The sequence below is a fragment of the Levilactobacillus zymae genome (assembly GCF_032190635.1).
Taxonomy (GTDB): Bacteria; Bacillota; Bacilli; order Lactobacillales; family Lactobacillaceae; genus Levilactobacillus; species Levilactobacillus zymae_A.
In genome coordinates, this window is sequence record NZ_JAVLAS010000001.1 from 2,517,616 (window position 1) to 2,537,712 (window position 20,097).

General features: G+C 53.5%; 21 protein-coding genes. 10 read left to right on the top strand and 11 right to left on the bottom strand.

Features of this window, described 5'->3' with window-relative positions; all coding sequences use genetic code 11:
• Positions 1-51: 51 nt before the first annotated feature.
• Positions 52-1,656: a ribonuclease Y gene (gene rny / locus RI501_RS11960; RefSeq protein WP_313822887.1), complete on the bottom strand. Its 1,605-nt coding sequence runs from the start codon at positions 1,654-1,656 to the stop codon at positions 52-54.
• Between the two features lie 104 nt (positions 1,657-1,760).
• Positions 1,761-2,660: an alpha/beta hydrolase gene (locus RI501_RS11965; RefSeq protein ID WP_313823240.1), complete on the bottom strand. Its 900-nt coding sequence runs from the start codon at positions 2,658-2,660 to the stop codon at positions 1,761-1,763.
• Between the two features lie 196 nt (positions 2,661-2,856).
• On the opposite strand from RI501_RS11965, the gene RI501_RS11970 reads away from it, so the two are divergent.
• The 4 genes from RI501_RS11970 to RI501_RS11985 all read left to right on the top strand — a co-directional run bounded on the left by RI501_RS11970 (position 2,857) and on the right by RI501_RS11985 (position 6,511).
• Complete coding sequence (locus tag RI501_RS11970; protein ID WP_313822889.1) at positions 2,857-4,680, top strand: M3 family oligoendopeptidase; 1,824 nt, start codon at positions 2,857-2,859, stop codon at positions 4,678-4,680.
• A 70-nt stretch (positions 4,681-4,750) separates the two neighbouring features.
• Positions 4,751-5,173 (top strand): helix-turn-helix domain-containing protein, encoded by a 423-nt coding sequence (locus RI501_RS11975; RefSeq protein ID WP_313822891.1) that lies wholly within the window; start codon positions 4,751-4,753, stop codon positions 5,171-5,173.
• A gap of 112 nt (positions 5,174-5,285) precedes the next feature.
• Entirely contained in the window at positions 5,286-6,137 is an 852-nt protein-coding gene (locus RI501_RS11980; protein WP_313822892.1) for an SAM-dependent methyltransferase, read from the top strand.
• A gap of 101 nt (positions 6,138-6,238) precedes the next feature.
• A complete protein-coding gene (locus tag RI501_RS11985; protein WP_313822894.1) occupies positions 6,239-6,511 on the top strand; it encodes a type II toxin-antitoxin system RelB/DinJ family antitoxin in 273 nt (90 codons plus the stop codon).
• Between the two features lie 481 nt (positions 6,512-6,992).
• On the opposite strand, the gene RI501_RS11990 is transcribed toward RI501_RS11985, so the two are convergent.
• The 5 genes from RI501_RS11990 to RI501_RS12010 form a co-directional block, all read right to left on the bottom strand.
• Positions 6,993-7,301 carry a hypothetical protein gene (locus RI501_RS11990; RefSeq protein WP_313822897.1) on the bottom strand — a complete coding sequence of 103 codons (309 nt, stop codon included), beginning with the start codon at positions 7,299-7,301 and terminating at the stop codon, positions 6,993-6,995.
• Positions 7,302-7,464: 163 nt separating this feature from the next.
• On the bottom strand, positions 7,465-7,680 hold the full coding sequence (locus RI501_RS11995) for a hypothetical protein (protein ID WP_313822899.1): 216 nt from the start codon (positions 7,678-7,680) through the stop codon (positions 7,465-7,467).
• 26 nt (positions 7,681-7,706) lie between these two features.
• The gene (locus RI501_RS12000) at positions 7,707-8,480 is read right to left on the bottom strand and encodes a CPBP family intramembrane glutamic endopeptidase (RefSeq protein WP_313822901.1); all 774 of its coding nucleotides are present in this window, start codon (positions 8,478-8,480) and stop codon (positions 7,707-7,709) included.
• A gap of 191 nt (positions 8,481-8,671) precedes the next feature.
• Complete coding sequence (locus tag RI501_RS12005) at positions 8,672-9,457, bottom strand: CPBP family intramembrane glutamic endopeptidase (RefSeq protein ID WP_313822903.1); 786 nt, start codon at positions 9,455-9,457, stop codon at positions 8,672-8,674.
• A gap of 182 nt (positions 9,458-9,639) precedes the next feature.
• On the bottom strand, positions 9,640-9,843 hold the full coding sequence (locus RI501_RS12010; protein WP_313822905.1) for a hypothetical protein: 204 nt from the start codon (positions 9,841-9,843) through the stop codon (positions 9,640-9,642).
• A 200-nt stretch (positions 9,844-10,043) separates the two neighbouring features.
• Between RI501_RS12010 and RI501_RS12015 the strand changes: the two genes are divergently transcribed.
• Positions 10,044-10,799 (top strand): spore germination YkwD domain-containing protein, encoded by a 756-nt coding sequence (locus tag RI501_RS12015; RefSeq protein WP_313822907.1) that lies wholly within the window; start codon positions 10,044-10,046, stop codon positions 10,797-10,799.
• 263 nt (positions 10,800-11,062) lie between these two features.
• Positions 11,063-12,391: an MATE family efflux transporter gene (locus tag RI501_RS12020; RefSeq protein ID WP_313822909.1), complete on the top strand. Its 1,329-nt coding sequence runs from the start codon at positions 11,063-11,065 to the stop codon at positions 12,389-12,391.
• A 304-nt stretch (positions 12,392-12,695) separates the two neighbouring features.
• Here the strand turns inward: RI501_RS12020 and RI501_RS12025 are convergent, their stop codons facing one another.
• Positions 12,696-13,280: a hypothetical protein gene (locus RI501_RS12025; RefSeq protein ID WP_313822910.1), complete on the bottom strand. Its 585-nt coding sequence runs from the start codon at positions 13,278-13,280 to the stop codon at positions 12,696-12,698.
• Between the two features lie 16 nt (positions 13,281-13,296).
• Positions 13,297-13,704 carry a hypothetical protein gene (locus RI501_RS12030; protein ID WP_313822912.1) on the bottom strand — a complete coding sequence of 136 codons (408 nt, stop codon included), beginning with the start codon at positions 13,702-13,704 and terminating at the stop codon, positions 13,297-13,299.
• 173 nt (positions 13,705-13,877) lie between these two features.
• Here RI501_RS12030 and RI501_RS12035 point away from each other — a divergent pair, with 173 nt between their 5' ends.
• Positions 13,878-14,807 carry an IS30-like element ISLpl1 family transposase gene (locus RI501_RS12035; RefSeq protein WP_313819825.1) on the top strand — a complete coding sequence of 310 codons (930 nt, stop codon included), beginning with the start codon at positions 13,878-13,880 and terminating at the stop codon, positions 14,805-14,807.
• A gap of 67 nt (positions 14,808-14,874) precedes the next feature.
• Here the strand turns inward: RI501_RS12035 and RI501_RS12040 are convergent, their stop codons facing one another.
• Positions 14,875-15,888, bottom strand: a complete 1,014-nt coding sequence (locus RI501_RS12040) for a lipoate--protein ligase (RefSeq protein ID WP_313822914.1) — start codon at positions 15,886-15,888, stop codon at positions 14,875-14,877.
• 349 nt (positions 15,889-16,237) lie between these two features.
• The gene (locus RI501_RS12045) at positions 16,238-16,714 is read right to left on the bottom strand and encodes an RrF2 family transcriptional regulator (protein WP_313822916.1); all 477 of its coding nucleotides are present in this window, start codon (positions 16,712-16,714) and stop codon (positions 16,238-16,240) included.
• 425 nt (positions 16,715-17,139) lie between these two features.
• Here RI501_RS12045 and RI501_RS12050 point away from each other — a divergent pair, with 425 nt between their 5' ends.
• From RI501_RS12050 to RI501_RS12060, 3 genes are read left to right on the top strand one after another with little or no spacing between them, the layout of a single operon-like run.
• A complete protein-coding gene (locus RI501_RS12050) occupies positions 17,140-18,153 on the top strand; it encodes an ABC transporter ATP-binding protein (RefSeq protein ID WP_313822918.1) in 1,014 nt (337 codons plus the stop codon).
• On the top strand, positions 18,150-19,124 hold the full coding sequence (locus tag RI501_RS12055) for an ABC transporter ATP-binding protein (protein ID WP_313822920.1): 975 nt from the start codon (positions 18,150-18,152) through the stop codon (positions 19,122-19,124). The genes RI501_RS12050 and RI501_RS12055 overlap by 4 nt, the downstream gene beginning before the upstream one ends.
• Positions 19,124-20,083: an ABC transporter permease gene (locus RI501_RS12060; protein ID WP_313822922.1), complete on the top strand. Its 960-nt coding sequence runs from the start codon at positions 19,124-19,126 to the stop codon at positions 20,081-20,083. The genes RI501_RS12055 and RI501_RS12060 overlap by 1 nt, the downstream gene beginning before the upstream one ends.
• Positions 20,084-20,097 lie beyond the last annotated feature (14 nt).

The window sequence follows — 20,097 nt, forward strand, 5'->3', positions numbered from 1 at the left end:
GCTAAAAAAATGGTGCACTTGCCAACCGGCAACCGCACCACCAGCGACCACCTACGAAGCGTTGGCCGCCTTTTTCTTTTTCTTCTTCTTTTTCTTTTCGTCGCCGACGTATTCGACCGCCGTGAGCTTACGAATCGTGGTGACCTTGATCTTCCCGGGATAAGTTAACTCGGCTTCGACACGCTTGGCAACTTCTTGTGTCAGGTTAGCCGCCGCCTGGTCGTCTAACGTCTGCGGGTTCACAATGATCCGTAACTCCCGGCCAGCCTGAATCGCGTAGCTTTCCGTGACGCCGTTCTGGTCGTTAGCAATCTTTTCCAGCGACCGCAACCGGTTGATGTAGTCTTCCACGGATTCACTCCGCGCCCCCGGTCGGGCCCCGGAAATTGCATCGGCCGCCGCAACCAGGTCCGAAATCGGCGAGGTCTTCTCCACGTCGCCATGGTGCGCGGCAATCGCGTTGATGACCACCGGATCTTCCTGGTACTTTTCGGCAAATTCGACCCCAATTTCCACGTGGGTCCCCTCGACTTCGTGGTCGATGGCCTTCCCCAGGTCATGCAGGAGCCCAGCCCGCCGTGCTAAGCGGGTGTTGTACCCCAAGCGTGCGGCCATGGCGCCGGTCATCTGCGCCACTTCGATCGAGTGTTGCAGGACGTTTTGACCGTAGCTGGTCCGGTACTTGAGCCGACCAATCAGCTTCATCAAGTCGGGATGCATCCAGCCCACGTGTAAGAGGCTGACGGCCTGTTCCCCGGTCTCCCAGAGACTGTGGTTGACGTCGCGTTGGGCGTTTTCCACCTGGGTTTCGATTTGGTTGGCTGAAATGCGGCGACTCGCCACCAGGTTGGTGATGGCCACCCGGGCAACCTCTCGGCGAATCGGGTCGTGCGTGCTGATAAATAACGTGGTGTTGTCGTCCGGCACGAAGATCAGATCCGTCCCGGTTAACGTCTCCAGCAAGCGAATGTGCTGGCCGTCGCGGCCAATGATCTTGCTGCGGACCTCACCGTTAGGCACCGTGACCGTGTGCTCCAAGTGTTCCTTGGGCAAGTCCTGCGGCCCCGATTGGGTGGCGGGTAAGACCACGTCCTTGGCCCAACGTTCGGCGTTGGCCACGGCGTTATCGTTTTGCGCCTTGATCTCGATGTCGCGGTCGCGCTTTAACTCAATCTCCGTTTGCCGGATCACCTCGTCTTGCGCCGCCTGGGTATCCATCCCCGCGCGTTGGGCTAACGTGGTCGTCCGCGTCTCGCGCAGTTCCGCCGCTTGGTCCCGTAAGTCATGGATTGCGTGGCGCTGCTGCTGGTTGACTTGGCTGCGTTGATCCAGCATCGTGGTCTGGTCATCCAAGCGGACGGCCATCTGGTCTAACAATCGTTCTCGTTGCTGGCGGCGCTGTTCTCGCACCGCAATATCACTTTGTTGTTCGGTCAATTCGTCCTTGACGGATTGCTGATAAGCTAAGGTTTCTCGTTGGTTTTTCGCTTGTAACTTTGCGATCCGGGCCTTGGTTTTCGCCGTGGCTTGGGTCACAATGTCACGTGCCTGCTCCTGAACCGCCAGCAGTTCCTGACGGTGTTGGTGTTGCCGCACGAGATAGCCCAGTACCAGCCCAATCAATAACAGACCGATAATCAATCCGGTTACTAACAATTTAACTTACTCCTTAAATTTGACTCCCGGGGAATTCCCCGGGTGGGTTGGTCAGGTTTCTCGTTAATTATACGCTATTTTCAGGGACAACCCAACTCTTCAATTTAATGGAAGTACTGCGTTAAAAATCGTTTGACGGTCGCTTGGTACAATTGCGGGTTGTGCGACAGCGCCGCGGCGTGCTTGGCGCCAGGGACCACTAACAACTGTTTAGGACCGGCATCGGCATGGTAGACCTGGTAGACCATCTTGGTCGGCACGAAGGTGTCCGCCCCGCCGTGAATGAACAACATCGGTTTATGATTCTTTTTGACCGCACTCACCGCATCGGCGTCCTTAAAACTAAAACCGGCTCGTAACCGGGTGACCGCGCTGGTCATGGGGACTAACGGCCAGTACGGCAGATTGTACATCTGACGGGCCTGGTAGCGAATCTCATCGTCGGCCGTGGTGTAGCCACAGTCTTCAATGTAGGCTTTCAGCTGCGTGGGTGTCTTCAAACCACTGGCGATCATGGTCGTGGCCCCGCCCATCGAGACCCCGAAGAGCACGATCTGTGACTGCTTACCTTGGCGGGCAATCACCTGATTGATCCATTTAAGGTAGTCGCGACTTTCGAAGTACCCGTAGCTCATGGCCTTGCCGCCGCTGGCTCCCTGGGCCCGGTCGTCGGGAACCAGCACGTTATAACCTAATTGGTGAAACATACCGGCGTACCCGCCCATCTGTTCCTTACTGGACGCAAAGCCGTGAACCAAGACCACGGTTTTTTTAGTGGCGCGGGTCGCCGGGATGTAGTTGGCGACGAGTTTAAAGTTGGCGTCCGCCGCCGTTTCGGTCCAGCGGTACTTCTTGGCCGTCTGGTACCAGTGCTTTTGCGTGTACAGTGGATCATCGGTGGTCAGGGCCTTGGGCGCCCCGATAAAGCTCTTTTTACCGCGAGCCACCGTCATATTATAAAAGTAAAAACTGGCCCCCACCAGTGCCACGATGATGACGCCCATAAAAATTCCGCCGGCGACTAGCCAGCGTTTTAAAACCTTATTCAACTGTATTTCCCCCTTAATCTTGCCTAGAGATAGTATACAGGGGTTCTATCCCTCAGCGCAATCGTTAAGAAGTTTGCTATAATATAGCCAACTTCTGTGCGTGGGTACCGAAACGCACCCCGCACCACACACCTTAAAGGGGGATACGCCCATGACCTATTCGTTAAATTGGGATCTCGATTCACTCTTCACCGGCGGGATTCACTCCGCCCAACTGAAAGCTAAACTCAAACAGATTAAGACCGACACCGCCGCGCTAGGCGACCTACTCGACCGTTGGGACGCTACCAGTGACGCGCCCGGCTTTCAACAATTCATCAAGCTCATCACCCAGCTACAGACCCTCGAAGCCGGATTGGCCCAAGCCAACCTCTTCGTCAGTTCGATTGGCTCCGCCGACATCGCTAACCCCGCCGTCGCTCCGACCGAAGACCGCCTGCGCAACCTGGACACCCAGCTGCAAACCGTCAGCAATAAACTCAACAAGGTCCTGGTGCAAGTTCCCGACGCGCAATTTGCCGCAATGCTCAACCTGCCGGCCCTGCAGCCCATCGCCTTTAACCTGACCGAGATGCGTGACGCCGGTAAGGAACTCCTCGACGACAAGACCGAAAACCTGATCAACCAACTTAACCTCGACGGTAAGGCCGCCTGGAGTTCACATTACGATTCGCTGGTTGCCACGGTTAACGTGCCCTTCCACGACGCCCACGGCAATCCCGTCACCCTGTCGGCCGGCCAAGCCGATAATAACCTGTTAGGCAACGCCGATCCGCAGTACCGCGCCGACCTCTTACCCGCTTGGGAACAGGCTTGGACGGACAAAGAACAACTCTTTGCCGATACGCTGAATCACCTGGCCGGATTTCGGCTCACGGAGTACCGGGCACACGGCGTTAGCGACTTTTTACGCGCACCGTTAAAGGATAACCGGTTAAGCGCGGCAACCCTCAAGACCATCTGGCAGGTGGTCGACGACAATAAACAATTCCTGCTCGATTACCTGGACCGCAAGGCGGCGTTACTGGGCAAGAAGCACGCCGGTTGGCAGGACGTCGAAGCGCCACTGAACCTTCCCGGTAGCCAGCTGCACCACTTTACCTACGACGAAGCCGCGGCCTTCATCATCAAGCACTACGGCGAATTCTCGCCGAAGATGGCCGCCCTAGCCCAGAAGGCCTTCACCAACCACTGGATCGAAGCCGAGGACCGCGCGGGCAAGGCTCCCGGTGGTTGGATGGAAAGTGCCCCCGAAACCAACGAATCGCGGATCTTCATGACCTTCACCGGTTCACCTAACGACGTGTCCACCCTGGCTCACGAGCTGGGCCACGCCTTTCACTCCAGCGTGATGGGCGACCTGCCTTACCTGCGCCAGGGATACGCCATGAACGTCGCCGAAACCGCGTCGACCTTTGGCGAACTGATTGTGGCCGACGCCAACGTCAAGGCCGCGACCAGCGATGCCGAGAAGATCACGTTACTCAATGCCAAGATGGACAACCCGGTCGCCATGTTCTTGAACATCCGGGCGCGCTTCTTGTTCGAAACGCGCTTCTACCAGTTACGGCAGCAAAAGCTCGTTACCCCCGCCGAACTCAACGAATTGATGTTAAACGCCCAAAAGGAAGCCTTCGGGCACGACCTGTCGACCTACTCACCACACCTCTGGGCCAGCAAGCTGCATTTCTACATCGACGACCTGTCCTTCTACAACTTCCCGTACGTCTTTGGCTACCTCTTCAGCCTGGGCATCTACGCCAAGGCCCAACAGACCGACAACTTCGAAGACCAATACATCGCCCTGTTGCGTGATACGGCCAACATGTCCAGCGAATCCCTGGCCCAAAAACACTTGGGGGTCGATTTGACCCAACCAGACTTCTGGCTGGCAGGCGTGGCGTTGATCAAAAAAGACGTGGCCGAGTTCATGCGCCTAACCGATCCGTTGGTTCACCCAACCCCTCGCGCTTAAACCCAACGCTTCGTGGTATAATGAATTTAGAGATTAGAACTTATACCATTATAAAGAAGCGGGTGAGCAGATGTTTCCGGAACGACTTCGGGCTTTGCGCCGGGGGCAACACATTACCCTCGAACAATTAGCAGAGGCTTTGAACCAGCAACTTTCGACGACCGATGACGAACACAAGAATACCGCCTCCCAGATTGGTAATTGGGAACGGGGTGTGCGGACGCCTTCCTTCGTCGAGGTTCGCAAATTAGCAGAATACTTTGACGTCACCATGGACTACCTAGCGGGCAAGACCGAGCGCGATGCCTACGATTTGAGTCGGTTATTTCTCTCCGGCAAACAGCTCAGCTTTAACCGTGAGGTGTTGAGTGGGCAGGACCGCTACGAAATTTACCAGTTGATTGACGGCTACTTGCACGGTAAGGAGAACCGCTTTACTAATACTACGCCCAACCAGCAAGAGGAACTGGACCTGCACCTCGACGATCACTAGGGTCAAAGTCGGCTGTTGTCAGCCGACTTTTTGTTTGGCGGTTGGCCCCGTTCGCACTTCACTAGCGGGACTGCCGCCAACCGGCACTCATTTCAATTAGGAGGTTACTGCTTTGAATCCCCGTAAACTCAAAAAATTAAAAAAGACTTTCCGCCACCAACCGTTACCCCAGCAACGCACGGCCTACATGGACCGAATGAACGGCTACTACAAGCAGTTCAACGATTACCCGGCCATCAAGTTGCTCATCAGTAACGTCTTACTGGCCGACCACATGCTGGCGGCTGGCGACCTGCCACAACAGTTGCCCCTGCTTCAATTACCGGACAACAGCGAAGATTTGATCTACCACCGGCTCAACCAGCTTTACCCGGCCGGCGATAAGACCGGTGACAAGCTCTGGAACGACCTGATCGACGCGTTGCCGCACCTAGATCACGACCTACGCTCCTTCCGCGACTACCTCGAAGACCACTACGGCATGTGGGCCTACACGCCGCGGCCATTCATCAGCGACCTCGCCGACTTTGTGGGCGACCGGGCCGTCCTCGAGGTCATGGCCGGCAACGGCTACATCTCCAAGGGCCTGCGTGACGCCCACAAGACCGTCTACGCCACGGATAGTCAGGCCTGGACCGCCGAAAACGAAACCGGCCGGCACCCCGTAACGGCCATCGAGGCGCTCAGTGCCGTGGACGCCTTCCAGAATTACCGCGACCAGGTCGGTGTGGTGGTGATGTCTTGGTCTCCGGACGGCCTACCACTGGACTGGGAACTTCTGCAAGCCATCCGCCAATCCAACGCCACGGTAGACTTCGTGGTCATCGGCGAACCGCACGGGGCCACCGGGTCAACCAAGTTCTGGGACAACGCCGAGTTGATTGAAAACGCCGCATCCCGTCAGTTGAACCGTCACTATACCGCCATTGATTTAATCAAAGATCATGTCTATCTGGTAAAATGACCTATCTAAGTGACGTCCTCAAACTAAGAAAAATTCCAAGCATTTTAATTCTTTTTGTATGACGTATGGTATACAATTATGATGACAAGGAGGGATTATTAATGCAAAATACTGATACTGATCGCGTTAATTCGCGAATCGACTCGACCATAAAACTCAAAGCCCAAGCTGAGCTCAAGAAAAACGGTTTAACTATCTCAGAGTACATTCGAATTATTTTAACTGGCGTGGCTGAACATGGATTACCAGAAAACTTTGCGATGCCCTCCACGGATGTTAATCAGTCTATCTTAGAAATGGTGGACGCTAAAGTACAGCATCAATCACTCCCCGGTGGGAACAGTCAAGAAGCATTCGAACGGACACTCAAATAATGTCGCATCGAATCGAACGAACCACCCTATTTCACAAACAATTCAAAAAGGTTCAGAAGGATCCACGATGGCGCCCAATCTTTGAGGGAACTGCCCCTTTGAAAAACAACACCCTATCTCCTTGGGACTATGTTCTAACATGCTTTTTCGAACGTCGCCCCATCCCGGAGTACTTCTACTCGCACGAACTAAGAATCTCTAACAAGCTCAAACAACAAGTAAAAAAACGGCTAGGTATTCATCAGAATATGGCTATTAAAATTCTTGAATTACATTTTGATGGCCATAATGGTGATCATTTATTGGTCTATCATGACTCGCCAGCAGTTACCACAATGATTGCCATCGGTACCCACCATACAATTTTTAACCACCTATAATTCATATTAAAAAGACCGTTTCAGCCCACTAATTTAGTGGACCGAAACGGTCTTTTACCATCCGAAGCTCCGTAGGCTCCTAACATTACTTAGAATAATAGCTAATCCAATTCCGAGGTCACCGAACGCTGAGTCGGCAGGTTACCCCGCCAGATCCAACCATCGGCGCTGTCCCGGTCCTGCGGCACCCGATAAACGGGCATGACACGGAGATGACGCCTCGCTGAATAGTAAGTCACTGCCGTGGTCACGCGCTCTTGACCGTAGTGCACCTGTAGCCGTTTTCCCCCGAAACGGTGATCCGCCACTAACACGGGCGAACGCCTCGCCGTCGTTGAACTGATGGCCGCAGAATACATCCCCGATAAACTCAAACCTAGTAACATCCCCGCTTTGAAAAACTTATGCATGATCCTAAATTCCCCTCTACATTTACCAGCCACCCAGTAGGCCCCGATCCCTACTGGGCGGTCTCATCGGTTCACTAAAAATTGACTCATTACTCTCCCTAGATTCAGTCTAGCACAAAATCAATTACCCGATTAAATAACTTTCATTTTCCTGGTTTAGCCGTTAACAACCCATGTGCCACCCCGCACCGAACCAGAGTAACCCGCAGGCGCCACCAATGAGGACCACTAACGCGACCAGGGTTAGCCCCATGAGTGGGGTGACCCCTAACCACTTGGCGGTTGCGGTACGTTGACTCGCCACGGCCGTGACTTGCACCCCGACGACTATTCCCAAAATCACGATGCCCGTCATGACCCAGAAGAGCGTTCCCATCATACTTATCACCTCCCTTTACTTAACGGTTACCACACATGCTCGGCCGGTTGGGTGGGCCACTCCAGGCCCTCTCGGTGGGCCGGTCGCAGTAAAAATAACGCCGTTCCCACGTAGATGACGGCGACCAAGACGCCCAGGGATACCGACGCCGTGGGCCGCGTATCTTCAGCCAGGCCACTCATGACCATCACCGTGAAGTCGTTGGCGAAGTGCCAGACGACGGGCCATAACAGCCCCCTGGTCCGCAGGTACACGGCGGCTAATAACATTCCCATGGCCCAGGCGTTACCCACCTGCAACAGCGTCACGTTAAGCGGCTGGTGCACCCAATTGACCAGGTGAAACAACCCAAAAATCAGACTCGCTCCCGTGACGGCACTGAGGAGATGGTGCGGCATCAACCGCATCACCAGGGCCAGGACTAAGCCCCGGAAGAAGTATTCTTCGTAACTCGCCACGCACAACGCCAGGAGAAACGCCAACGTCACCGGCATCACGAAAGGCTGCAGTTGCACGCGTGCAAAGTTCAACAACTCCAGCCCCGTGAGCCCCATAATCGACAACGGCACGAGGTTAATCGTCACCTGCCGCCGTAGCGGTAACGCCGACCGGAGAAAGATGGGAACCCGTAACCACTCGGCGTTCAGTCCCAGCATCAGCACAAGTAAAATGCCATCCTGTAAGATGATGTCGGTCGGATCGGACAATTGCCGCAGGTGCCCAATCGTTCCTAAGCCCAGCATGACCACCAACGACAGGGCGCAGACCCCTCCTAGGCGCAACATTGCTTTAATGTGCATGCCTTTAACGCCCCCTTAGTAAGCCCATTATAGGCGGACCTTAACGGGACCGATTTAATCCCTTACCGGTTAGGCCAACCAACCGGTCAAACAATTTAACGCTTTTAAATTGGGTTGGTGGGAAAATAAGGTGCCCTAGAAACTAAAATACCGGTCATCCCGCATCAACAGGATAACCGGTAAGCTAAGTTTTAACGTTCAAGCGGTGCTAATGCCGCGAAATTCGCTTGCACCTTAGGAAGCTGTTGGCGACGTAACAGGTACCCCGCCACCCCACAGTAGAGGATGACCATCACACCAACCGCCAGCACACTGCCCACCGGCCGGGCCTCTTCGGATAGGCCCCCAATCAGAATGGCCACGAAGTCGTTGAAGAAGTGGAGCAGGATCGGCCAAACTAAGCTGCGGGTACGCAGGTAGCTCGCCGCAAACAGCACGCCTAAGGCAAAGGCGTTAAGCATCTGCACCAACGTCGGCTCCAGCCCCTGGTGCGTTAGGTTAACCAGGTGCGTGGCACCGAACAACAGGCTACTCAGCGCCACGGCCGCCCAGACTCGGCGCAACGTGGTCAGGTGAAACAACCGTAGACATAACCCCAAAATTAGCCCCCGAAACAGGTACTCTTCACAGCTCCCCACCAACAGGGCAATGATTAGGGTCAACCCTACGCCGAGGGCCGGTTGCCCCACCGTCAAGCTTCCGACCAACGCGACGGCTAGCAACGCCATCCAAATGATGGGTAGCGTATTGATCCGCAGCTGTTCTCCGAACGTTGGCGTGGGCCGAAAATAGATGGGCACGTGAAGCCACCAGCGATTGAAGGCCACCAAGACGACCAGTAAGACCCCATCTTGGGTCAACAAACGGCCAATCGGTCCCCCACCCAGACTCCGGCTGACTAACGCCACCCCGAACATGATTCCTAAGACCAACACCACTAATTCCAGAATCTGAATGCCTTGCCGTCGTAACTTCACGCCTACATCCTCCTTCGTTCCTGTCACCAGCTTTGTCGGGTCCCCGCGGTGACCATCGTAAAATCCACTTATCTAGAGGTTAAGCATAGCACTTTCGTTTCCGTCCGAATAGTCTATTGCGCTGCCGGCGACCGCCAAAAAGGCCCCCGAAAAATTCTTCCGGTAGGCCCATGACTATTCGGCTATTCACTAACGCTTAGTGATCCCTGCAACCCCACGATGACACAGGTCGCAATCACGGCGATGAACGCACTGACAATCACCGTATAGATGACCTGAACCGACGCGACCCCCTTAGTCCGGGTCGCCCCCGAGACACTCCGGACGTGAAACGCCACGGCCAGTTCAATCACAAAAAAGATCAACGGTAAATTTCGCATCAACATCTTCTCAGCTCCCCCAAGCTTATTTACCCCCATTATGCCAACTTATGCGGGGTAATAGGTCACCGAGCGGTTGGTTAAGCCAGCTCCCTTGTAACGGGTAAAAATTACCAAATCTTTACCGGTTTTGCCCATTGAATTTAAAGAGCCACTTCCTCATAATTAAGTTAGTTATTTAATTCGATAACAGAGGAGTTCTTTCGATGTTTTCACGATCATTTTTCGGCGGTCTAGTGTTGGGTGGAAGCTTGTTACTTAGCGGCATTACGGCTCAGGCAGCAACGCCCACCGCAACCCAGCTTCGCGTCGTTTCCACCACGGGAAAGACGCTCCGGGCCACCCGGACCATTTACCCCACCAGTGCCGACCCCGCCGACCCGAACGCCGACGTGGTGCTTGACGCTGCGGTCTACACGCCAACCATCAAGGGCTATCTGCCCTACAAGCTCGGCAAAACCTACGCGGCCTCGCAACTCCCCCGTAAACTCACGTTGATCTACGTCAAGACCAGTACGGTCGCTAAAAAGGTCGGTACCCAATACCTCAAGCAGATCAACGCCTACCGCAAACAAAAGCACCTCAAGCCTTTCCGCCATCAAGCGGCCCTCACCAAGAAGGCCCGGGTCCGGGCCCACGAGCTCTGGCAAAAACCTAGTCACGTGCGTCCTAACGGCACCTCGTACAACGCTAAGAACAGCGGCTACGCGGAGGTCATGGCCTACACACCAAGCCTCTTCCTAACGGGCGGCGGTTTTAAAACCGTTGGCCCCATGATCTGCTACACGGCCGGGGGCACCCTTAGCTACAAGCGGACCGCCCAGTCGGCCAGCCATTTCTTACTCACGGAAGATCAGCTCCACCGGCAGACCGAGCTGAATACCTGGGCACGTTACAGCACCGTCAGTTTCAGCTTCAAGAACGACTACTCCGGCACCATGGCCCAACTCTTTCACGTTTAGCCTACGCTCATTCGAAAGGGCCCCGGCTTTTCCCCAAAAATTTAACCCGCTCGACGTTAAAACGACCACGCTAGCCAATTGGGCAGCGTGGTCGTTTTGCTCAACTGAACCATTGAAGCCCCCCACGTTCCCGATTAACGCAGGTCAGTTTGAAATCCCATTTGTTCAAGCGTATGATTTTTAGTGCAATAAAAATATTATTTTTCTGTTCCGCCAAGTCACGCCAGCTGACGAGCGACCGTTCAGATAAGGAGTGACTTTTGATGAATGATTTATTCGAAAAGGCCCCGATTCCGAAGGCCTACCTGCAACTAGCCCTACCCGTGGTGTTGGGGATGGTTGCCAGCATGATCTACAACCTAGCGGATACTTTTTTCGTGGCCCAGACCGGTAACGCCGACCTGGTTGCCGGCATTGCCCTGGGCAGTCCCCTGTTCTCGTTCATGCTAGCCATCGGGGACATCTTCGGTCTCGGCGGCAGTGCCGTGATTTCGCGGGTCCTTGGGAAACACGACTATCAACAAAGCGCCCGGATCAGTAGCTTTTGTTTCTATGCCGCCATCGCTTTAAGTCTGGTCCTGACCGTGCTGCTACTGGTTTTTGAGGCGCCCATCTTAAACCTCCTCGGGGCCACGAACGCTACGCGGCCCTACATCGCCGACTTCTACCGAGTGCTGGTCCTGGGATCCACCTTCATCATCGTGTCCTTAGTCCCCGGTAACATTATTCGGACGGAGGGCTTGGCGCAGTTCTCGATGATTGCCACCGTTAGTGGAACGATTCTCACGATCATCCTCGACCCGCTGTTTCTCTTCGGCTTTCACTGGGGCGCTTCCGGCGTGGCCCTGGCCAACGTCATAGGTTTTGCCGTGAACACCGGGCTACTGGTGATCTTCATGCGCCGGGCCAAATCGTTATCGCTGGCGCCCAACCAGGCCCACATCTCACGCCCCACGTTTAAGGCGGTCGTGGCCGTGGGGATTCCGGCGTCTCTCACCAACCTGACCCAGAGCTTCGGCTTAATGCTACTGAATAGTTACCTTGCCGCGTACGGGGCTCAGGCCGTGGCGGCCATGGGGATCGTCCAAAAGATCTACATGGTCGTGATGATGGTGATGATCGGCTTTGCGTTTGGCGCGCAACCCCTCATTGGCTATAATTACGGTGCCAAGAACTGGTCCCGGCTCCGCGCGATTCTCCGGTTCGACCTAAAAATCGAAGTCGGGTACGCCCTAGTCTGTGCCCTGCTTCTCATCATCTTCGCACCCCAGCTGATTACCCTGTTCATGGCCCAACCCGCCATCGTGGCCATGGGCACCGTCATGCTGCGGGCCATCCTGATCACCACCCCGTTGGTGGGCACGATTCTGGTGTTCACGACCGTCTTCCAATCGGTCGGCAACGGTACCAGTGCCCTGATCATGGCCCTCGCCCGGCAAGCGGTCTTACTGGGCCTAGCCATCGTCATTCTGGCGCACTTCTTCGGGTTGACCGGCATCATCTGGGCCCAACCCGTGGCCGACGTCTTAACCTGCCTGATTGGTGGCTGGCTTTACCGCCGGGCCTTCCGCGACGTGCCCCTACACGCCTAAATTCAATTCGATACAAAAAAACGAGCCGAGAAGTAAACTTCTCGGCTCGTTTTTGGCAGCCGTTAGGGCGAACCCTAACAGGATTTATTTTGGAATCCACATTCCCGCAAAATCAGACACATCACAATACGGTGATCAAAAGTGCCCTGCCGCTCAAAATTCACCTAGCCGCTTGCGCGGACGTGATTGGCAAGCCAATCGCGCGTGATTTCTCGACTCATCGCATAAAAATACTCTACCACATCGCCACCCGCGATGCAAGGCCCAAACAAAAACGCCCAGGCAGTCTCCCGAACGTCCAGCGTTACTTCTTAGTGGTCTTCTTCGCCGTGGTCTTGCGCGTGGTCGTTTTCCGCTTGGTCGCGGTCTTCGCCTTGGTGGCGGGCTGCTTCAGGTCGGCCTTGGGCTGATCCGTAGCGGCCGCGGCTTCCTTGGCGTTCTCGGCGGCCGTCTGCAACTTTTCAATTTGCAGCTTTAACCAGTCGTGTAGGCTGGCGTCCGCCGTATCCGCTTGCGCCACGTAGGTCTCGGCCGGCGCCAACGCATCGATCCGTAGACCCGACACGTTAATGTCCGGCGTCTCGATCACGGCGTTAACGTTCAGCGGTGCCGTGGCGGCCACGTCCATAATCTTGGCAATGGTCTTGGTATCTTGCAGCGGCAGGTTAATCACGCTGAGTTCCAAGCGCACCGAAATGTCGGTACCGTTGACCGTGGTTTCGGCTTGAGCCAGGTGATCCTGACCAATCTGTTCACGGATAAAGGCGGCTAACGGGGCCACCGCCTTGTCCGGGTCGGCATAAAAAGCCTTTTGGGGCGTCTTCGAGGTGAAATGTTCCACCTCATCGTTCTCGACAGCATCAATAAACTCTTGAATCTTGCGTTCCATTTCTACTCACCTCGTCCTATTCGCCAAATCGTCTGCGGTCACGGGCGTCACGTTCGGCCTTCCGCAAGCGCAGTGCCAGGACTAACCAGTAGGCGTTGGCCACCAGCATTCCAATGCTCAAGGCGGACATCACCAACCGAACGGTCAACCCGGCGTGACTGGTTCCCCACATCACGAAAACCATGCCCAGCAGACCCAAAGAATACAACACAATTACGAGTCCCAGCAAGTAAAATGACGGTTTCCAGTTCAAAATTGCCAGCACAATCGGTACGGCGTATAGGACCAACGCCAGAAGCGACGTCCGGCCGAAGTCGTTGGCGACACTGCCAATCTTAACAAAGGGTTGGTTCATCAAGAAGTTGATCACCAAAAACCCGACCAACGAAATAATGGACCACGAAATAACGTTACGATCTCTCATTTATAAAACTCCTTATATCCGGGAAAATAAAAAACGTGGTCAACCGACCACGTTTAGTCAATTTGATTCTATTTGGTAGATTGTAAAATTAATCCGAACGCTGTTCGGACAAAAAAGATCAGCTTCCTTTAAAATGGTGTTTACCACAAACCCATCTTTTAGGAGCTGATCTTTTGTCTAGTATAACCTATTCCGAACGAATTAAAATCGAAACCTTTTGTGAACTAGGGCTGTCCAATATCCAAATGGGCGTTCGGCTGAACCGATCACCGTCAACAATTTCTTATGAATTATCTCGATGTCAACCTTATCAGGCTGAATTAGCACAAACAGATGCCGAATACAAGCGATCACGATGTGGTCGGAAAACTAAGCTGAGCGATGAGTTAAAGCAAAAAATTCTCAACCATTTACGTCTAAGCTGGTCACCAGGAATGATTGCTCACGAATTTAAACTAGCTACTAAATCTATTTATAATTGGCTAAATCAGGGGAGAATTGATTTCTCCTTGAATGATCTACCTGAACATGGCGTACGCCAACGGCGTAACGTTGACCAACGATCCAAATATAATCAATCTTTGGGGCGATCAATTGAACAGCGTCCCATGATGATTAATCAACGTAATCGCATCGGCGATTTTGAACTAGATACAGTCGTTGGTCCTCGTGGGCATAGTAAGGCAGTTTTATTAACTTTAATCGATCGAAAATCACGGTTCCTTTGGGCATACCGGTTAAAAGATCGAACGACAGCGAGTGTTAATGAAGCACTGACTAAGTTCCTAACAACTTTTAATGGACCGGTGCACAGTTTTACTGTGGACCGTGGTACTGAGTTTAGTGGGCTAGTATCATTTGAATCACAATATGGTATTAAGACCTATTACTGTCATGCTTATACGCCAGCTGAACGTGGTAGTAATGAACGCTTTAATCGGAATTTACGTTATTTTTATCCTAAGGGGACTCGTTTTGAGCACATTAGTGCTCAAGATTTAACGACGACGTTACTCCAAATTAACCAGCGACCGCTTAAAATACTCGACTGGCAAACACCGTATCAGGTTATGCTGACCAATTTGTCCAAAAATTCGGATTAAATTTGCAATCTACCATTTTAACGTATTCCGCAGGGAAAATCAGTAAAATCCCCGAATCCGTTTTCAACTAGTCCACTAACAGGTCCAAAACGTCGTGGACGTCGATGCCGTTAAAGTACTTCTGCGTATCGGCACCCGTCAGGACGGCCCCCACGTGTTCGCGGTCGTAACGGACGCCTTCTAGCTTATCAGCCAACTCGGTGACGTCGCTTGGCCCGAAGAAGTCCCCGTAGAACTTAATGTTCTTGATCTTCCCCCCTTCGACCAATAACCGCGCGTCGATAGTGCCAGCCGTGAAGTGTTGCCGCTTCTTGACCGTGAATTCTGGGGAGTTACCGTAAACCCAGTCCCAGTTACTGTAGTATTGGTTGAAGATCTCGTCAATGGCAGCTTGTTCGTCGTCGTTGAGCTGAACTTCCTTGTCCTGGATGGCGTCGAGGCTCTCCACGTGGAAGAGTTCCTTCAACAGAGTGTCCCGGAATTCCGGCACGGTCAGGTTCTGGTATTCCGGTGCCAGGTATGGCTTAAGGTTCGTGACCCGGGAGCGGACGGACTTGATGCCCTTGGACTTCATCTTGTCGGCGGGCACGTTTAAGGCGTGCGCAATCACGTCCTGATCCACGTCGAGCATCAAGGTTCCGTGGGAGAAGGTCTTGCCGCTGTGCGAGTACATCGCGTTGCCGGAGAACTTCTTGCCGTCAACTAGGATATCGTTGCGCCCGGAAACCTCGGCACTGGTCGCGCCCATGTCGTGCAAGGCGTCGACGACCGGTTGGACGAAGGACTTGAAGTCCCCGAATTCTTCGCTGTCGCTATCCACCACGAAGCTAAAGCAAAGGTTACCCAGGTCTTGATAGACCGCACCCCCACCGGATAACCGCCGGGTCACGGTAATGTTATGTTCTTCAACGTACTTTTGGTTGATCTCTTCCAAAGTGTTTTGGTTACGCCCCACAATGATGCAAGGGCCTTCGTAGTAGAACAAAACCAGTGGTTCGTCGAATTGCTTGTTGTTCATTAAGTATTGTTCGGTGGCTAAGTTCCGCCGAATATCGTGTGACTTCATCGCATACCAGTACATAACCCAAAAACCCCTTTCAAATTAACCAACCGTGCGTCCGGCGACCAAACCGGGGCACTGGTTACTTAAAAGCATAGCACGGATTGAAAACGATTACAATTGTACTTTCAATTATAAAATTAATTGTGAAAAGTCGCGCAAGTCATCCCGGACACCACCCCGGTTGGCACCGCCAAACTAGTCGCCAACCAGCACCACCGCGACGCAAAAAGGACACCCAAATTGCGGGTGCCCTTTTCGGCCGGGATGTTTTTCCTGGCTGGTATTGCTTAATGGTGGCCGTAACCGCCATCCCTTTTATGCCTTTATTATAAGCGCTTTCATTAGGAAAGGGGTTAATTTTGCTTGGTTAGGCCTGGGGATGATCTTGCCCCACCAGGTTCCGGAAGAAGCCGTGCTGGTGTAGGTCTTGCTTCAAATCCGTCATGGTGAAGCGGTGATAGAACCGCCGATAATCCTCATCGGCTAAGGTAAATAAGTCGGTCAGCGTCTGTGAGATGTTGGCCGAGATATCGGTACTGTCGCTGGCCTTGGCGCCCTTAGAATCCCCCGTAATAAAGCGCGCATAACTAATAGTGGGAGGAATTGTTAAATCATACAATTCCCCCACGTTGATATCGCTAAGATCACGAATCAGTTGGTACCCCCCATTTTTACCGACCGACCCTTCGATGTAACCCTGTTTATGCAACACCGATAAGATGTTACGGATCATCACCGCGTTCAGTTGTAAAGACGTTGCCAGTTCGCGGCTTGCAATCTTCCGGGGACGATTTTCATCCAGGTAAAGCAAGCTGTGCACGGCAACGGAAAAGTCTAGTCTCATGGTTCCGCCATCGCTTTCCAAAATTCTGTAATCATAATTCTATGATAACACACTCCGTTAACGAATTTTTGACGATTTTGACCGTTCGCGCGGAATTCTCTCATTTTTATATGCATGTATAATCTTGCGGTAACTGCATAGAATTTATTGCTCAATTCAATGTTTGGTAAACATATTTTCTAACCAAATAAATTTAAAGCGAAAACTTTTTGCTAATCACGATTAACGCGCATGATTGATGTGGCGGTAATTATGAAGATTCTGTGAACTTCGAATAGCTGTTTTTAATAAATTAGGCTTGAAAATGAGAATTTGATTAATTATAATCGAACGCAGTGATTAGTTGACAAGCGACTGAATACCAGCATATCTATTCAAATCACTTTATTCATAAATGAGAGATAAATTAAAATGGAGGGGATTTCGTGGCTACTGCATCTAACTTTTTAAACATTAAAGACGTCAGTACGGCTTTTAAGATCAACGGAAAGTTCTACGACGCCATCTCCCACATTAATCTCCAGGTGAATCACGACGAAATTCTCGCAATTGTCGGGGAATCCGGCTGTGGGAAGAGTACCCTCGCCACGACCATCATGGGGTTACACGACCCGCACGAAACCAAGATTTCCGGGGAAGTCGACTTTGAAGGCACCAACCTGCTGGATTTGGACGAGGACGGCTACAACGATTATCGGGGGGCCAAGATTGGCATGATTTTCCAAGACCCCCTCTCCGCGTTGAACCCGCTTAAGCGGATCGACGAACAGATCAGCGAGGTCATGGACTACCACACTAACTTATCGACCGCGCAAAAACACGCCCGGGTCCTCGAATTATTGGATCAGGTCGGTATCGTGAACCCCCAACGAACCGCGCGCCAATACCCGCACGAGCTCTCTGGTGGGATGCGGCAACGGGTGATTATCGCTATCGCCATCGCCTGCAAGCCCGACCTGATCATCGCTGACGAACCCACCACGGCGTTAGACGTCACCATCCAAGCACAGATCCTAGACGTGTTGCGCGCGATTCAAAAGGAAAACCACGCCGGTATCATCCTGATCACTCACGACCTGGGCGTGGTGGCGGAAACCGCCGACCGGGTGGCCGTGATGTACGCGGGGCAAATCGTGGAGGAAGGTACCGCCGAACAAATCTTCAACACGCCGCAGCATCCCTACACGCGTTCATTGCTTCGGTCGATGCCACAACTCGACAACCAAAACGATGACCTCTACGTGATTCAAGGCAACGTGCCTTCCCTGCAGAAGATGCCGCAGACCGGTGACCGGTTCGCGCCGCGGATTCCTTGGGTCCCCGCGGACGCGCACGAGGCTAACCCCACCATGCACGAGGTGGCACCGGGCCACGAAGTACGGTGCACCTGCTACCAACACTTTAACTTTCCCGATCAACAAGGGGGCACACGCGCATGAGTTTAATTGAAATCAAGGACTTAAAGGTCCACTACCCGATCCGGTCCGGATTCTGGAACCGCGTCACCGATTCGGTCAAGGCCGTCGACGGTATCAGCTTCAACATCGAGGCCGGTGAGACTTACGGCTTGGTCGGTGAATCTGGTTCCGGCAAGTCGACGACCGGTAAATCCGTGGTCGGTCTCGAGGCCGTCACCAGCGGGTCCATCCTGTACCGGGGCAAGGACATCACCAAGAAAGCCAATCGCCGCGCGCTAGACTACAATCGCGACGTGCAGATGATCTTCCAAGACTCCCTATCCAGTCTGAATCCCCGCAAGCGCATCGAGGACATCATCGCCGAACCACTCCGTAACTTCGAACACTTAAGTAAAGACGATGAAAAGTTGCGGGTCTTACAGCTACTAGACATCGTGGGACTGGACGCCGACGCGTTATACAAGTACCCCCACCAATTCTCCGGGGGCCAACGCCAACGGATTGGCGTGGCCAGAGCCGTAGCGACCAACCCTAAGTTGATCATCGCCGACGAACCCGTCTCCGCCTTGGACCTGTCCGTCCAAGCACAGGTCCTGAATTTTATGAAGAAGATCCAACGCGAATTCGGCATTTCTTACCTCTTCATCTCCCATGACCTGGGCGTGGTGCGCCATATGTGCAACAACATCGCCATCATGAACCGGGGCCGCTTAGTGGAAATCGGCACGCGGGACGATATCTATAACCATCCCCTACATATCTACACCAAGCGCCTCTTAGCCGCGATTCCCGAAACCAACGTTAACCAACGCGCCGCCCACCGAGCCGCCCGGAAGGCCGTCGAGGAGACCTACCGCGAACAACAGGCCAAGTATTACGACGCTAACGGTTTAGCCTTTCCCCTGGTACCCGTTACCAAGACCCACGCGGTGGCCCTGCCCCGCGATACGGCTGATCAAATCGCCCGTCAAGAAGGAGAGGTGCAGGCCTAATGTGGAAAACAATTCTTCGCCGGGTCCTCATCATGATCCCGGAAGTCATTATCCTAAGTATCCTGGTCTTCCTGCTGGCTAAGGCGATGCCCGGTGACCCGTTTACCGGCTCGATTAACCCCAAGGCGGACCCCGCTCAGATTCACCATTTAATGAAAATCAATGGTCTCTACGACCCCTGGTACCAGCAATACTGGAACTGGGTAGTTCACCTGTTCCACGGTAACTTAGGGAACAGCTACCAGTACCAAGAACCCGTCACCCGCTTGATCGGCGGCCGGGCGGTCAACACCCTATGGTTGGCCCTCTTCACCATGGTGCTAACTTACTGTTTCGCCCTGCCCATGGGGGTCTTCGCCGGACGGCACGAAGGGAAGTTGCCCGATACGGTGATTCGGATCTACACCTACGTCACCTACTGCATCCCCTTCTTCGTCATCCTGGTCATTGGTATCTGGATCTTCGGCTACGTGCTGGGGTGGTTCCCCACGACCGGGTCGATCTCGTCGGACGCTAACGGTTGGGCGCAAACCCTGGGGTCGCGCTTCTACCACATCCTCTTACCGGGATTATTAGGGGCGTTATTCGGCACCGTCAATATCGTCCAGTACCTGCGTTCCGAAGTCATCGACGCCAAGCGTTCCGATTACGTTCGCACGGCCCGGGCCAAGGGGGTCCCGAGTAAGGACATCTACCGTCATCACATCTTCCGTAACTCCCTACTGCCGATTGCGGCGTTTGCCGGGTACTCCATCACCGGGTTACTAAACGGCTCGATCTTCACCGAAACCGTCTTCTCCTACCCCGGGATGGGACTGCTATTCGTCAACTCGATCAGCTACAGAGACTACACCGTCATCACGGCGCTAGTCCTGATTTACGGAATTCTCAACTTACTGGGGACGTTACTGTCCGACATTATCCTGAGTGTCGTCGATCCCCGCATTCGGATTGAATAGGAGGTCGTTCACTT

Bases quoted from the DNA above. Each gene is read 5' to 3' on its own strand.
- RI501_RS11965 (WP_313823240.1), bottom strand. From the start codon at position 2,660: ATGGGCGTCATCATCGTGGCACTGGTGGGGGCCAGTTTTTACTTTTAT.
- RI501_RS12045 (WP_313822916.1), bottom strand. From the start codon at position 16,714: ATGAGACTAGACTTTTCCGTTGCCGTGCACAGCTTGCTTTACCTGGAT.
- RI501_RS11970 (WP_313822889.1), top strand. From the start codon at position 2,857: ATGACCTATTCGTTAAATTGGGATCTCGATTCACTCTTCACCGGCGGG.
- RI501_RS12060 (WP_313822922.1), top strand. From the start codon at position 19,124: ATGTGGAAAACAATTCTTCGCCGGGTCCTCATCATGATCCCGGAAGTC.
- RI501_RS12025 (WP_313822910.1), bottom strand. From the start codon at position 13,280: ATGGAACGCAAGATTCAAGAGTTTATTGATGCTGTCGAGAACGATGAG.
- RI501_RS12020 (WP_313822909.1), top strand. From the start codon at position 11,063: ATGAATGATTTATTCGAAAAGGCCCCGATTCCGAAGGCCTACCTGCAA.
- RI501_RS12015 (WP_313822907.1), top strand. From the start codon at position 10,044: ATGTTTTCACGATCATTTTTCGGCGGTCTAGTGTTGGGTGGAAGCTTG.
- RI501_RS12000 (WP_313822901.1), bottom strand. From the start codon at position 8,480: ATGCACATTAAAGCAATGTTGCGCCTAGGAGGGGTCTGCGCCCTGTCG.
- RI501_RS11990 (WP_313822897.1), bottom strand. From the start codon at position 7,301: ATGCATAAGTTTTTCAAAGCGGGGATGTTACTAGGTTTGAGTTTATCG.
- RI501_RS12055 (WP_313822920.1), top strand. From the start codon at position 18,150: ATGAGTTTAATTGAAATCAAGGACTTAAAGGTCCACTACCCGATCCGG.
- RI501_RS12030 (WP_313822912.1), bottom strand. From the start codon at position 13,704: ATGAGAGATCGTAACGTTATTTCGTGGTCCATTATTTCGTTGGTCGGG.
- RI501_RS12040 (WP_313822914.1), bottom strand. From the start codon at position 15,888: ATGTACTGGTATGCGATGAAGTCACACGATATTCGGCGGAACTTAGCC.
- RI501_RS11985 (WP_313822894.1), top strand. From the start codon at position 6,239: ATGCAAAATACTGATACTGATCGCGTTAATTCGCGAATCGACTCGACC.
- RI501_RS11995 (WP_313822899.1), bottom strand. From the start codon at position 7,680: ATGATGGGAACGCTCTTCTGGGTCATGACGGGCATCGTGATTTTGGGA.
- RI501_RS11975 (WP_313822891.1), top strand. From the start codon at position 4,751: ATGTTTCCGGAACGACTTCGGGCTTTGCGCCGGGGGCAACACATTACC.
- RI501_RS12010 (WP_313822905.1), bottom strand. From the start codon at position 9,843: ATGTTGATGCGAAATTTACCGTTGATCTTTTTTGTGATTGAACTGGCC.